This window comes from Paenibacillus puerhi (assembly GCF_009846885.1).
Taxonomy (GTDB): domain Bacteria; phylum Bacillota; class Bacilli; order Paenibacillales; family NBRC-103111; genus Paenibacillus_G; species Paenibacillus_G puerhi.
Window position 1 is genome coordinate 192,375 of sequence record NZ_WUWM01000006.1, and the last position, 16,327, is coordinate 208,701.

Annotated in this window: 1 protein-coding gene (running past one end of the window); it reads right to left on the minus strand. The window is 60.3% G+C overall.

Annotated elements, in window-relative coordinates:
- Positions 1 to 16,327 carry the 3' portion of a non-ribosomal peptide synthase/polyketide synthase gene (locus tag GSF01_RS07430; RefSeq protein WP_159882442.1) on the minus strand. The gene runs 11,621 nt beyond the window's last position, so 16,327 of the gene's 27,948 nt are visible here — the last part of the coding sequence; its start codon lies beyond the right edge, outside the window — the gene reads right to left on this strand; the stop codon is at positions 1 to 3.

Here is a 16,327-nt window from a genome sequence, read left to right on the forward strand (position 1 = left end):
CTATCCTTGGGTGCCTCCTTGCAGCTGCAGCCCGTTGCCGGATGAGCAAGCCAGGCTTAGGAGGGACAGCGGTTCGTCCGGATTTCCGCACAGCTGCTCCAGCAGCTGGGTGAATTGATGCAGCAGAAGCTGAATGTCCTCTTCTGCCAACAAGTCCTGCGCATACTCCATGATGAGTTCAAGCCCCTGCTCTCCCCGATCGACCGCTCCGGCAGCCAGAAGAGAGAGAACCATCCCGTTATTTTCGGGATACGGAAGGAGCGTCAAGTCGCCGGAGCTCATGAGCTCCGCCGGTTCGTTCTGCATCTGGAACGTGACGTCAAACGGGGGTCTTTGGTAGGTCGGCCAGCCCGCATCGCGCAAGGACTCCAGAAGCCACAGGAACGGATACTCCTGATGCTCCAGCGCCTGAAGGGCCGTTTCCTTTACTTGCTCAAGCAACTCGTTAAAGGAAACCGTGCTGGCGGGCCGCACCCGAATGGCAAGCGCGTTCTCAAGCGGCGCTATCATCGGGGAAACGGCCGGATGGCTGCGGCCTCCGCTCGGCGAACCGATAACCAGATCGTTTTGGCCGGTTCTTCGATAAAGCAGGGCGCTGAAGGCGGACAACAGGACCATGTAGAGTGTGGCCCCCCGGCGTACCGCCAGCTCCCTGAGCTGCCTGGAGAGCTGAGGCTCCAGCCGAACCGCCAGCTGAGCGCTTTCGGCTCCGCGTAAGACGGGTGCACCGCTCCGCACAGGAAGCTCTACGTTCGGAAGCGCACCTGATAGCTGCCGCAGCCAATATTCCTCCTGGGCCATCATTCCCGGCTCCTGCAAGGCCGATTGCTGCCAGCATGCATAGTCCTTATACTGTGCCGTTAACTTTGGAAGCGCGTCGCCTTGGTACAAACCGAACAGCTCCGCCATCAACTGACCGGTTGACAACCCGTCGGCGACGGACCGGTGCAGGTCAGTAAGCAGCATGTGGCGATTCTCTGCCAAGCTGACCAGCTCGGCGCGCAGCAGCGGAGCTTGCTCCAGGTCGAACGGCCTTACAAACGCTCTTAAGATTTGGTCCATATCCTCTTCGCCCGCCGTCGATTCGGCGACTTCAAAGCAGACGGAATCATGTACCTGCTGATCGGCTCCCTCATCATGAAGAATGAAAGAGGTACGAAGCGTTTCATGGCGGCTCAGCAGTTCTCCGAAGGCAGCCCGGAGCATTACCTTATCCAGCGGACCTTCAAGCAACATCGCTCGGGTAAGGTGACCGCCAGCAAGGTTCGTTCCATTCCTGTAGCAGCGGATGTGTTCGGTCTGGGCATAGGAAGCCGGATAAGCGTCCCTGCTCCCTGCCTCGGGAATGGCTGCCCACAAGCTTCCGATCGTTTCGGACTCCAGGTACGCAGCCATCATCCGTACAGTCGGATGCGTAAACACCGTGCGCAGCTGCACTTCCATTCGGAATTCCCGCTCGATCGCCTGGATCAAACGGATGGCCAGCAGCGAGTGGCCGCCCAGTTCAAAGAAATGGCCGTCCATGCCGAAGCTGCTTGTGCCGAGTACATCATGCCAGACGCGCAGCAGGCGGGATTCCCATCCATTCTTGGGCGGAGCCCAGGCGCTGGCAGATACGGATTCGGAGTTAGATAGCTCCGGCAGCGGCAAGGCCTTACGGTCGATCTTGCCGTTGGCCGTCACAGGCATGCGCTCCAGACGGATGAACTGCGCCGGGATCATGTAGGACGGCAGGCTTTCGGCGAGGAAAGCCGCCAGCTCCGCAGCTTCCGGTGGCTGACGCTTACCGGATTCGCGGGGGCGCTCGGATTCACCCGCCCCGTCGGAGCTCTCTGATGGCCCGGCTTCCTGAGAAGTCGTAAAGTACGCGCACAGCATACGCTCCCCGGCAGCGTCATCCAGATCGATGACGACCGCTTCGGTCACCTGCGGATGATCAGCCAGCTTGTTATCGATCTCGCCCAGCTCGATCCGGTAGCCTCTCACCTTTACCTGATGGTCCTTCCGCCCGAAAAACTCGAGGACGCCGCCTTCCTGCCACCGTCCGAGGTCGCCCGTCCGGTACAGCCTTCTTCCCGGCTCCTTCACAAACGGATCGACCCCGAAGGTCGCCTGCGTACGGGCCGCATCGTTCAAGTACCCCCGACCGACGCCGATGCCCGACACCCAGATCTCGCCCTTCACCCCGACTGGACATGGCTGGCCCCACGCATCCACCACATAGATGCGGAAGTTGCGCAGAGGCTTGCCGACCGGCACCGTACCGGCTTCGGGTGTCCGCTCCATTCGGTAGTGGGTAATATCGTCTGAAGCTTCCGTCGGCCCGTAGGCGTTGACGACCGGAATGTCCGGGTACAGGCCGAACCATCGCTTCACCGCATTCTGCTTCAGCGCTTCCCCGGTCGCCACCAGATAGGCCAGCTGAGGCAGCGGCACAGGCGCAGGGCCGGCCTCCAGCCCATCCAGCAACACCGCCAGATAAGACGGCACAACCTCCAGAATCGTCACGCCATCGGCGATCACCTGCCGGAGCAGCGCTTCCGGCTGCAGGATCAGCTCATTCGGATAGATCGCCGTCGTGCCTCCGAGCGTCAGCGCGGTGAAGAACTGCCACACCGAAATGTCGAAGCAGTGCGAAGCGTTCTGCGCGATCACGCTGCCGCCGGTCACCTGCAGATCCTCGACCTTCGCGGTCAAATGATTCATCATGCCGCGATGCTCCACCATCGCTCCCTTGGGCCGGCCCGTCGAGCCCGACGTGTAGATCACGTAGGCCAGACGGTCCGGATCATGCGGCAATCCCAGGTCGGAGCCTTCCTCCGCAGCGAGCTGCTCCGCGTGACGGTCCAGCTTGACAACTGCGCAGCCGAGCTGATCCGTCAGCTCCTGGGCCGCATACTCCGACAGCGTAAGCAGGACCGCCGCTTCGGCATCGCCGAGCATGCCCGCGTTCCGGCTTGCCGGCGCTTCCGGGTCGATCGGCACATAGGCGGCGCCTGCTTTCCAGACGGCCAGGATGCAGGCCACCATCTCCGGCGAGCGGTGCATCAGGATGCCGACGCGATCCTCGCTTCGGATTCCTTGCCGCAGCAGCAACCGGGCGATTCGATTGGCCCGGGCGTTGAGTCCGGCATAAGACACCCGCTCCTCACCGAAGATGAGCGCCGTCCTGTCCGGCTGCTGCCGCTCGATCAGCTGATGGAGCGCGCGCTCCGCAGCCTGATCCCCGGGCCGCTCGTCATAGAAGCCCTCCAGCTGCTCCCGCTCCTGACTCGTCAACAGGCAGATGCTGCCTATCTTGGCCTCAGGAGTGCCGGTCATCTGCTCCAGCACCCGGATGAAGTGTCCGGACATCCGCTCGATGGTGCTACGGTCGAACAGGCTTGTCCGGTATCCCCAGCTTAGCCTCAGCCCGTCTTCCCCCTCAGAGGTCTCCAGGTTGATATCGAATTGGGCCGCCGGGTTCTCGATGGGATAGGGGACGCAGCGGACGCCATCCAGCTCAAGCTCGGTGGAGCCTATATTCTGATGAGCAAACATCACGTCAAACAACGGATTCCGGCTCAAATCACGCTCCAGACGAAGGTCCTCGACCAAGTCCTCGAACGGATAATCCTGATGCTCGAAGGCCTCCAGTACATGCGTACGAGTCTCCTCGAGGAAATCTTCGATACGCTTGTCGCCATCCGGCGCACAGCGCAGCGCCAACGTACCGACAAACATGCCCAGAACGTTCTCCAGCTCCGGAGCGGTTCTCCCGGCTATGGGCGAGCCGATGACGATATCTCGCTGTCCGGCATATTTGGACAAAAGAATGCTGTATGCGGCAAGCATTATCATGTAGACGGTCGTTTGCGACTTCTTGGCCAGCTCGCCCACTCGTTGTGCCAGTTCAGGTTCGAGCTTAGTCACGAATAAGTCCCCTGCGTAATCCAGCACCGCAGGGCGGAGCCGATCGGTCGGCAGCTCCAGCACAGGCAGCTCGCCGCTGAAGCGATCCAGCCAATACCCGCGCTGTTCCGATATCCGGCTGCGGACCGCTTCGGATTGCTGCCATTCGCTGTAGTCCCTATATTGCAGGGTAAGCTCCGGCAGCGGATCGCCCCCGTAAAGCTGCTGAAGCTCTTGAATGAGCAGCTGAACGGACAGGCCATCGGCAATCATATGGTGCATGTCAAAGAGCAGTAACGCACAATCCGCGTTGAAGGTGATCAGCTTAACCCGCATAAGAGGCGCCAGGCTTAGATCGAAAGGCCGTATGAAGGCTTTCGCCTCAGCCTGCAGCTGCTCCTCAAGAAGCTCCGCGTGCTCAAGCCTGAAATCCGTCGTTGCATGAATCAGCTGAACGGGATTCCCATCTTGAACCTCGAAGGATGTTCGCAGCGCTTCATGTCGCAGGATAAGTGCTTGGAAGGCTTTCTCCAGCTTAGCGCGATCCAGACGGCCTTCGATCCGAAGTGCCGTAGGCAGGTTGTAGCTGGTCTGGCCCCCATCCAATTGATTCAAGATGAACAATCGCTTCTGTGCCGAAGACAACGGGTAAGTCTCCCGCAGCGGCGCTTTCGGAATCGATCGGTAAGCGCCAGTCACGAACTGTCCAAGTAACGGACTCAGCTGCCGGATCGTCGGCCGTTCGAATACGGCTTTAAGCGGAACCTCGACGCCGAGTTCCATATGGATCAGGGCAACGAGGCGAGCCGCCTTGAGCGAATGGCCGCCCAGCTCGAAGAAATGATCGTCGATGCCGATCAATCCCGCCTCTCTACCTAGCAGCTCGCTCCACAGGAGAACCAGCGTCCGTTCGCTTTCATTGCGCGGAGCCGTGTAGACGGCCGCCGTACTTCCGGCTTCCGGTACCGGCAGCGCCCGGAAATCAATTTTGCCGTTTTGAGTCAGCGGAAGCCGCTCCAGCCGGACGAACGCCTCGGGAATCATATAATCCGGCAAATGCCGGGCCGCATGCGCCTTCAGCTCCCGCGCATCGGCAGGCTGGCTTTGCTCGCCGGTCGTATAATAAGCGCATAAATATTTAGTACCTGCGGACTCGCCCGGACAGTCGACGACGACAATCTCCCGGACAGCCGGATGCTGAAGCAGGACGGCTTCTATCTCGCCAAGCTCGATCCGGTAACCGCGTATTTTCACCTGCTGATCGATACGACCCAAATATTCGAGCTGACCGTTCGGCAGCAAGCGAGCCAGGTCGCCTGTCCGGTACAACCGGCCCCCGGGGACCTGCGCATGATGCGGGAATTTCTCTTCCGTCAGCTCCTGGCGGTTCAAGTAGCCGAGCGCCAATCCCGCTCCGGAGATGCACAGTTCGCCGGCAGCGCCGATCGGCACAAAACGCAGATGCCTGTCCATGAGGTGAACGTGCATGCCTGCCACTGGACGACCGATAGGTACGCTCCCTGCAAGCGGAGTTTCGTCAGGGTCCGGGTCCGGGCGCCACATCGTCGTAATAATCGAAGCCTCGGTCGGTCCATATGCGTTCGCATAAGACGTGTGGCGACGCCATTCGTTGACATGCTCGGCAGGCGCTTCGGAACCGCCTGTAATCAAGAGCCGCAGTGAGGTCACGCGGCCGATCGGCAGCTGGGCTGCATAGGCCGGCGGCAGAAGCGCTGCCGTCACTTGCTGCTCTCCCATAAGCCGCTCCAGTTTGACAGGATGGTGCAGCACTTCTTTGGGAGCGAGCACGAGAGTGGCTCCGCTTAGCAGTGTCATCCACAGCTCCCAGACGGATGCGTCGAAGGACAGACTTGCAAACTGCAGCACCCGGTCGCCAGCAGCAAAGCCGTATTCGGCTTTGAACGTATGCAGCAGATTCAAGATACCGCGATGCGGGATCATAACCCCTTTGGGCTTGCCCGTCGTACCTGATGTATAAATGACGTAGGCCAGATCGTCCGGGGATGAGACCGAGCGTACCCGCGCTTGCGGCCGCTCGGCGGCCGTAGTCATCAGCCTTTCACGCTCATCCAAATAGATGCAGCGGCAGTTCAAGTCCAGAGCAGACATCAGATGCCGTCCGGCGAGAAGCAGCCGGGCCCCGCAATCTTCCAGCATATAACGGATCCGCTCCTGCGGATTGGCCGGGTCGATCGGCAGATAGGCCCCGCCTGCTTTCAATATGCCGAGGGTAGCGGCGACCATCTCGAAGGAGGCATCGGCGAGAAGAGCGACGAGCGAGCCCCGACCGATCCCGGCCGCTGTCAAGACGACAGCCCATTCCTCCGCTTCGCGGTCCAGTTCCTCATACGTCAACATGCTGTGATCGAACGTGACCGCTGCAAGCGTAGGATCGGCGCTTCCGACGACCTCTTCGAACACCTCGCTTATGGTGCCCGCTGATGCAGCTTGTATCGTTTCAGTCTCCGGTAAAATGACGCATTCCTGCAGCATCTGCTCCTCTGCCGTCACCATCTCCAGCTGGCTTACAAGCATATCCGGCTTCGCCGCCGTCTGCTCGATAAGCCGCTCTAGATGAAGCGGAAGCATCGCCAGCACCCGTTCGTCGAACATCCCGCTCTCATAACTGAGCTTCACCGTCAGAACTTGTCTTGGCGCTACGGTTACCGAGAGCGGATAATGCGTGTGCTCGGTCACATCCACGCTCCCGATTCGGAAGCCTAGATCCCAGGCTGAACCGATCGATTCGGCCTCTTCCTCCAGCGGATAATTTTCGAAGGCGATCACATGATCGAACAGATGCTGCTGCAGGGCGCTTTCCGCCTGAATGTCATAGAGCGGGTAATCATCGTACTCTCGAGACTGCTGCGCTTGCGCAGAGACCGCCTGCAGCAGCGCGGAGAAGGTTGCCCCCAAGCTTGTGCGTATACGAACCGGAACGGTGTTGATGAAAAGACCGACCATCCGCTCGATATCCTCGATCTCCGGAGAGCGACCGGATACGACTGCACCGAACAGTACATCATCCGTATCGTTGTACAGCTGAAGCAGAAGACCCCAGAGCGTCTGGAAGACGGTGTTTAGCGTGACTTCCTCGGCGCGGGCAAGCTCGCGCAGCATCGACGTGCGTCGCTCATCGATGACGAATATCTTTTCCTTCCGGAGGGAGCTTGCGAAGGAGTTGTTCCGGTTGCCCGTCTTGGGCAAGCTTGTCTGCGTATCGTAGCCGTCCACATACTGCTTCCAATACCGGGAGGCCGCTGCTTTATCCCGGCGTTCCACCCAAGCGATGTACTGCCCATAGGCTGGAGCCGGCTCCGGTTCCGCAAGCGTGCCCCTTTTCAAGCCGGCGTAAGCTTCGAACCACTCCTTCAGCACGATTCCAAGGCACCAGCCGTCAAGCAGAATATGATGAAAGCTCCAGACCAGTCTGTAGCTGTCCTCCCCCATCTTCACAAGTCCGATCCGCATCGGCGTAGACTCGCTCCAGGCAAACGGACGGGTGCGCTGATCTTCCTCGAAGGTGAGAATCGACGTCTGCCACTCTGTTTCCGGTACTGCGGATAAATCCAAATAGGCCATTGGCTCCATCGAGCTTTCCTGCAGCACAACTTGCAGAGGCGCTTGTACCCCATCGAATAGAAATACGGTACGGAAAATCTCGTATCGGACGATCAGCTCTTCGAAGCTCTGCCTAATCAGCTCCGAATCAACCTTCCCCTGCAGATGCAGGGTCAGCTGTTGAAAGTAGGCGCCCGACTCCGGCTCCAGCAGCAGCTGGAACAGCAGCCCTTCCTGCATGGGAGACAGCGTGTAAACGTCCCGAATCTGGCGCTCAGAACCGATGAGTCCGTATACCTGCTCCAGCTGCTCTAAGCCGATCCGGCCGGAGCTGATGTCGCTCGGGGTCAACTCCCCGTAGGACTGGCCGATACAATGCCCGATCAGCTGCTCCAGTTGAAGCCTCAGGCCTTCGGCAAATGTGCCCATGGCCTCGGCTTCGAATTCCGCCGGATTATAGTCGATGACAAGCGTCAGACGGCCGCCTCGTATCCATCCGTTAATATCGACGGGATGACGGCGCTCCAGATTCGGGCTCACTTCATCTCCCGTCTCATAAGCGGACAACGCGAACGTGGAATCTTCCATCGATCCGTCCAGTTGGCCCAAATAGTTAAAGCTGATATCCGGGCACAAGTCGAAGGTTTGCCCGTCATGGTCCAGGGCGCCGCTCTCGGCCACATATCGCAGAATTCCGTATCCTATCCCTTTGTGTGGAACGGCACGAAGCGTTTCTTTCACCTTTTTCAACCGCCTGCCCGGAGAATCTGCGGCTTCGACGTTCAGCACGACCGGATATAACGCCGTGAACCAGCCGACCGTTCGGGAAAGGTCGAGGTCGCGGGTAATCTCCTCACGTCCGTGGCCTTCCAGCCAGATGCCGATCTGCTCTCCGCCCGTCCATTCCACGGCAGCTCCGCCGAGCGCGGCAAGGAGAACGTCGTTCATATCCGTATGGTAGGCCTGGTGAACGGTAGTCGTAAGCGCAGTCGTCTGCTCGGCGGTGAGCGTTATGGCGATCTGAGCGTTGAGGTCGCGACCGGAGGCGGCATGCCGCCCTTTCCGCGGCAGCTGAGCCGGCAGCTTCTGCTCCATGGAACGCCAGTACTCCCTCTCCTGTAACAGCTGCGGACTGTCCGCATAACGGGTGAGAAATTCCGTCCAGTCCTTATAAGCATGCGATTTGAGAGGCAGCTGCAGCGCTTGGCCCGCTTCCGCCTGCTGATAAAGTTGAAAGAAATCCTCCAGCAAAATGCGCCAGGAAACTCCATCTACGACCAGATGATGAGCCGTCATAAACAGATGGTCCCCATCCGGGGTCCGGAACCAGCCCAGCTGCAGCAGCGGCCCGTGCTCCAGATCCATGCTTCGCTGGATCGCAGCCGTTGCGTCATAGATGCGGGCTTCCGCGTCGGATGCCTCTTCGATGTCTTCGATGTGCAAGCCATATAAGGGCTCCTCCATGCTCCCTACCCGCTGGATAAGACGATCTTCCCGGTAAGTGAAGCGGGTGCGTAGCGCATCATGATGCTCCGCCAGTTTGACCAGTGTACGCTCCAGACTTGCGAGCTCCAGCCTTTCCTTCCGATACAGCAGCACCGATTGGTTAAAATGATGCGCATCGGTAAAGCCCTGCTGGAAAAACCATCGCTGGATCGGAGCTAAAGGCGCCTCACCCGTTACCGGCTCCTGGCTCACCTGACGCTCCAGGTTACGGACGAAGGGGCTTAAGCCCCGGATTGTCGGATGAAGAAACAGCTGCTTCATCTCCAGCTGAAGCCCTTCCTTGTGAAGCCGGGCCGCCGCTTGGATCGCTTTGATGGAATCTCCGCCCATATGGAAGAAGTGATCGTCGATCCCGACCTCCCGGCCAAGCAGCCCGCTCCAGATCCCGGCCAGCTTCCGCTCCAGCTCGTTCCTCGGCTTGGCGGCTGGGGCAAAGGCCAGCTTTGCGGTTCTCAGCGGCAGCGGCAAGGCTTTGCGGTCGATCTTGCCGTTGGCCGTCACAGGCATGCGCTCCAGACGGATGAACTGCGCCGGGATCATGTAGGACGGCAGGCTTTCGGCGAGGAAAGCCGCCAGCTCCGCAGCTTCCGGTGCCTTATGCTTACCGGATTCGCGGGGGCGCTCGGATTCCTCCGCCTCATCGGAGCTCACCGATGGCCCGACTTCCTGGGGACTCGTATAGTACGCGCACAACATACGCTCCCCGGCAGTGTCATCCAGATCGATGACGACCGCTTCGGTCACCTGCGGATGATCCGCCAGCTTGTTATCGATCTCGCCCAGCTCGATCCGGTAGCCCCTCACCTTCACCTGATGGTCCTTCCGCCCGAAAAACTCGAGGACGCCGCCTGCCTGCCACCGTCCGAGGTCGCCCGTCCGGTACAGCCTTCTTCCCGGCTCCTCCACGAACGGATCGACCCCGAAGGCCGCCTGCGTGCGGGCCGCATCGTTCAAGTACCCCCGACCGACGCCGACGCCCGACACCCAGATTTCGCCCTTCACCCCGACCGGACATGGCTGGCCCCACGCGTCCACCACATAGATGCGGAAGTTGCGCAGAGGCTTGCCGACCGGCACCGTACCGGCTTCGGGTGTCCGCTCCATTCGGTAGTGGGTAATATCGTCTGAAGCTTCCGTCGGCCCGTAGGCGTTGACGATCGGAATGTCCGGGTACAGGCCGAACCATCGCTTCACCGCGTTCTGCTTTAGCGCTTCCCCGGTCGCAACCAGATAAGCCAGCTGAGGCAGCGGCACTGGCACAGGGCCGGCCTCCAGCCCATCCAGCAACACCGCCAGATAGGACGGCACAACCTCGAGAATCGTCACGCCATCGGCGATCACCTGCCGGAGCAGCGCTTCCGGCTGCAGGATCAGCTCATTCGGATAGATCGCCGTCATGCCTCCGAGCGTCAGCGCGGTGAAGAACTGCCACACCGAAATATCGAAGCAGTGCGAAGCGTTCTGCGCGATCACGCTGCCGCCGGTCACCTGCAGATCCTCGACCTTCGCGGTCAAATGATTCATCATGCCGCGATGCTCCACCATCGCTCCCTTGGGCCGGCCCGTCGAGCCCGACGTGTAGATCACGTAGGCCAGACGGTCCGGATCATGCGGCAATCCCAGGTCGGAGCCGTCCTCCGCAGCGAGCTGCTCCGCGTGACGGTCCAGCTTGACAACTGCGCAGCCGAGCTGATCCGTCAGCTCCTTGGCCGCATACTCCGACAGCGTAAGCAGGACCGCCGCTTCGGCATCGCCGAGCATGCCCGCGTTCCGGCTTGCCGGCGCTTCCGGGTCGATCGGCACATAGGCGGCGCCGGCTTTCCAGACGGCCAGGATGCAGGCCGCCATCTCCGGAGAGCGGTGCATCAGGATGCCGACGCGATCCTCGCTTCGGATTCCTTGCCGCAGCAGCAGCCGGGCGATTCGATTGGCCCGGGCGTTGAGTCCGGCATAAGTCACCCGCTCCTCAGCGAAGATGAGCGCCGTCCTGTCCGGCTGCTGCCGCGCCTGCCGCTCGATCAGCTGATGGAGCGCGCGCTCCGCAGCCTGATCCCCGGGCCGCTCGTCATAGAAGCCTTCCAGCTGCTCACGCTCTTGGCTCGTCAACAGGCAGATGCTGCCTATCTTGGCCTCAGGAGTGCCGGTCATCTGCTCCAGCACCCGGATGAAGTGCCCGGACATCCGCTCGATGGTGTTACAGTCGAACAAACTCGTCCGGTATTCCCATAGGAAGCGAAGACCTTCCTCATTGTGCGAGGCCTCCAGAGTCAGGTCCAGCTTGGCGGCCCGGTGCTCGAATTCGCTGGAAGCAAGCGTCAACCCGTCAAGCTCCAGCTGTGCGATGTCCATATTTTGATACACAAACATCACATCGAACAAAGGGTTGCGGCTCATATCGCGCTCAAGCCCCAGATTGTCCACCAGCTCCTCGAACGGGTAGTCCTGATGCTCGAAGGCGTTCAGCGCGTCCGTTTTGACTTCCACTAAATAGTCGTTTACCGTCTTCTCCCCTGCAGGCCGGCTTCGCATTGCGAGTGTGCCGACGAACATTCCGATTACGCCCTCCAGCTCAGCGGAAGGCCTCCCGGCCACCGGGGAACCGACAATAATATCCTCCTGACCCGCGTATTTGGCCAGCAAGATGCTATAGGCCGCCAGCAGCACCATATAGACGGTCGTCCCCGTTTCGGCTGCCAGCCGCTCGACGCTCTGGCTCAGCTCGCTTCCCGCCGAATGAACAACACGGCTGCCGATGAATTCCTGGACGGACCTGCGAGGCCGGTCGACAGGCAGCTCTAGCACCGGCAGCTCCCCTTTGAACCGGCCAAGCCAATACAAGCGATCGTCCTCCCGCCGCTTCTGCTCGGTTTCCGAGCTCTGCCACAGGCTGTAGTCGGTATACTGCAGAGGCACGTCCGGCAGCGAATCGCCCCGGTACAACGTCTGGAGCTCCCGGAGCAGGATCTGAACCGAGATACCGTCGGAGATAATATGATGCATGTCGACGAATAGCAATGTTCCACTATAGCCTTGGGCCATGCAGACCCGCAGCAGCGGCGCCCGGCCTAGATCGAAGGGACGAATCAGCGCCTCGGCAAGCTTCTCGGCCTCGACTTCTTCGCTGCCGTCTCCGTGATACAGCTCCAGCTCAAACGGTACGTCCTGATGAATCTGCTGAACCGGCTCCCCATCCCGGAGGATAAACGAGGTGCGCAGCGATTCATGTCTTTGAATCAACGCCTGGAAGGCCGCCTCGAGCCGGACGATGTCCAGCTCCCCTTCGATCCGGTACACCGAAGGCAAATTGTAGCTCGTTTGTCCGCCTTCGATTTGCTCAAGCACGTAGATCCGCTTCTGCCCCGGGGATAACGGATAAGTATCCATACGCCCGGCTCTGGCAATACGTCTGCGACGCGGCCTCCGCTCTTCGTTGCCGGCTGACTCGACGGCAGCGGCAAGCTCGCGGATGGTGGGCTTGTCGAATATGGCCCTTAACGGGATTTCAACGCCAAGCTCTCTATGGATGTGCGCGGCCACCCGGGCCGCCTTGAGCGAATGGCCCCCAAGCTCGAAGAAGTGATCGTCGATGCCGATAACGGCCGCTTCTCTGCCGAGCACCTCGCTCCACAGTTGAACCAGCTGATTTTCCCGGTCCGTGCGAGGTGCCGTATACATCGCGTCGCGGTGGAACGCCAGCTCCGGCTCAGGAAGCGCCGAACGGTTGATCTTGCCGTTGGGCGTTAATGGGAGCCGTTCGAGGAGCAGGAATGCCGAAGGTACCATGTAATCCGGCAGCACCGAGGATAACGCGGCCCGCAGCGCTTGAGGCTTCGCTCCATCGGAAGGCGCATTGCCCGTATCTCCCGTTTCGCCCACTTTGACCGTTTCGACGGTATAATACGCGCACAAGTATTTCACGCCGTCCGAATCGGTCCGGTCCATGACCACCGCTTCCCGAACGCCCGGCTGCTGCAGGAGCGTCGCTTCGATCTCTCCCGGCTCGATACGGAAACCGCGTATCTTCACCTGCTGGTCGATTCGTCCAAGATACTCAAGCTGCCCGTCTGACAACCAGCGAGCCAGATCTCCGGTCCGGTACATGCGCTGCTGAGCGTTCCTGACATGCGGTACAAATCTTTCCGCTGTCAGATCGGGACGGTGCAAGTAGCCGTCCGCAAGCCCCTCGCCAGCGATGCACAGCTCACCGATGGCGCCTGGCGGCACAAGCTGCAGATGGCGGTCGACCAGGAATACCTGGGTATTGGCGATCGGACGGCCGATCGGAATGATCCCGGTGTCGGCCATTCCGTCCGGATCGGCCTCCCAAAGCGACGTACATACCGTTGATTCGGTAGGTCCATACGCATTGAAATAACGGACGTGCGTTCTCCAAGCCTTCACCAGCTCGCCAGACGCCTCCGAGCCGGCCGTTACAAGCAGACGCAAAGCGCTTACTCGCTCCGGCTGCAGCTGCACAGCATAGGTTGGCGGCAGCGTAGCAACTGTAATGCCCTGCTCCTGAATGAACCGCTCCAGCATAACTGGATGATGGAGCACGTCCTTCGATGCCAATACCAGCTCGGCCCCTGTCAGCAAGGCCATGAACATCTCCCATACCGACGCGTCAAAGGACAGACTCGCGAACAGAAGGACACGATCATCCGGCGTCACCTGCAGGGTATCCCTGAATGTGACGAGGAGACTGCTCATGCCGCGATGCGGTACCATAACGCCCTTGGGCTTGCCGGTCGTACCCGATGTATAGATCACATAAGCGAGATCAGAATCCTGTGTCAGGCCGGCGACCCGGTCTATCGGCTGAATCAGCTCACCCGGCCTGCCCGGCTGTAATTCTCCTTCAGTCTCTTTAGTTTTGGCAGTAGCGACGTACTCGCCGTCCAGGCAGAGTACCTTGCCGCTGAAGGCTCCGGGCAGATCCCGGGATGACAGCCCCTGCTCGGTCAGCAGCAGCTTCACGCCGCTGTCCTGCAGCAGATAGGCGATCCGCTCCTCCGGATAATCCGGGTCAATCGGCAGATAAGCGCCCCCAGCCTTGAGTATGCCGAGAATGGCAGAGAGGGTATCGATCGACTTCTCCGCCAGCAGACCGACGATGTCGCCTGGCGTCAAGCCTTGATCGAGCAGCGCCGCAGCCAGCTTGTCTGCGCGGTCGTTGAGCTGCTTGTAGGTCAGCGTCTGTCCGTTCGAAGTGACTGCGCGGGCATGAGGAGTTCGATGGGCCTGCGCCTCGAACAGACCGTGAATCGTTGCCCCTTGCGGATAAGGGGCATGGGTATCGTTGTACCGCTCCAGCAGGCGCAGGTCGTCATCCGTCAACAGCCGCAGTTCGGCTACCGGGCGCTCCGAATCGGCGGCAGCCTGACCGATCAGTCCTTCCAGCTGCGCGGGCAGCCGCTCCAGCATGCATTCCTCATAGACGCCTTGCCGATAGCCGATCCTTACGGTCAGTTTACGGCCCAGGAAGACCGACACCGACAGCGGGTAATGACTTCGCTCGAATACCTCCGCGCCAGTCATCCTCCAGCCTGCTGCTTGCTCTTCCTGCAGCTCGTTCTCATCGAGCGGATAATTCTCAAAGGCTAGGACATGATCGAAGACATGCTGCTTAAGCTCGCACCCGGCTTGGATCTCGGATAGCGGGTAGTATTCGTACATCCGGGACTGATGAGCCTCTTCAGCCGCCCTTCGAACCATGTCTCCGAAGGTGTCCCCTGCTTCCGCCCGGAACCGGACCGGGACGGTATGGATAAACAGGCCGATCATGCGTTCGATCCCGTCAAGCTCCGGCGGTCTTCCGGCAACGACCGTTCCAAAGACCACGTCGTTCGTGTCATTATACTTGTGCAGCAGAACCGCCCAAAGCACCTGGAAGACGGTATTCAACGTTGCCTGATGCCTGTCGGCCACGGCTTGGAGAAGGGCTGTCGTCTGTTCATCCAGTACAAAGCTCAGCTCCCCGTATCCCTCGTTCTGGCGCTTTGAGCTGCCGCTTGCTTGGGGCAGTCCGGCCTGCGTTCCGTAGCCCTTCAGGTATTCGCTCCAATAGGCTGCGGCCTTGCCGCTATCCTGCTGCTCCAGCCAGCGGATGTAGCTTCCGTAGGCAGGAGCCGGTTCCAAAGCTTGCGCCCAAGCATCAAAGCGCCCCTGCTTCAGCGCCGCATACCCCGCAAGCCATTCCTTCAACACGATGCCGAGACACCAGCCGTCAAGCAGCAGATGATGGAAGCTCCAGACGAGCTTGTAAGACTGAGTACCCGTCTTGATCAGACTTACCCGCATCGGAGTTTCCCGGGAAAGGTCGAACCCGCGCTTCCGCTCTGCCTGTTCATAGCGCCGCACGGCGGCATCCGCCGCTTCCGGCTCCAGATGGCTGACATCCAGCTCCGACAGCGCAGGCATCGTGCACTGGGCCAGTACGGCTTGCACAGGCCGCTTGACGGACTCGGACAGGAAGATCGTCCGGAAAATGCCATGCCGCGCAGCCAAATGACGAAGGCTCTGGTCAAGCCATCGGGCATGCACTTCGCCTTCCAGTGCGAGCGTCAGCTGCTGAAAGTACGCCTCCGAGGCTGGCTCCATACGCGCCTGGAAGAGCAGTCCTTCCTGCAGCGGCGATAAGGTATACACGTCCTCTAGCTCCGCTTGCTCAGGCAGCGAGCCGTATACCAGCTCCAGTTCGTCTGCGCCGATCCGTACCGAGCTGATATCGCTGGGCGTCAGCTCGCTTTTTCGTCTTGAGGCGCAATGCTCCGCCAAGTCAAGCAGCTCCTGCTTGAACCGTTCGGCGAAGCCTTCCACAGCCCCCTCCTTCCACTGGGCAGGCACGTAGTCGAGCTCGAACGTGAGCTTCCCGTCCGTGATCCAGCCATTGATATCCAGCGGGTAACGCCGTTCCATCCGCGGGCTAACTTCGTTCCCTACCGGGCCATCGGAGCGTCGAATGCCATTATCCGTCTCGAACGCCCGGTCCAGATCGCCCAAATAATTGAAGCCGATTCCGGGCTGCAGAGAGAAGCTCAGCTCGCCGAGCTGCGCACGATCCGCTGCATACCGCAGCACGCCATAGCCGATTCCTTTGTGCGGGATGGAGCGCAGCGCTTCCTTCACCGCCTTGATCCGTTCTCCGGCACTCTTCCCGAGCCCCTCCGGAAGGACGACAGGATATAGCGAAGTGAACCAGCCGACCGTTCGCGATACATCGAGAGAAGCTCCCGCAGCGGACAGGACTTGATCCCGGCCGTGTCCTTCCAATCCTACCGCGATGCGCCGGCCGCCGGACCATTCGGAAGCCGCATGCGCCAACGCGGTCAACAGCAGATCGTTCATC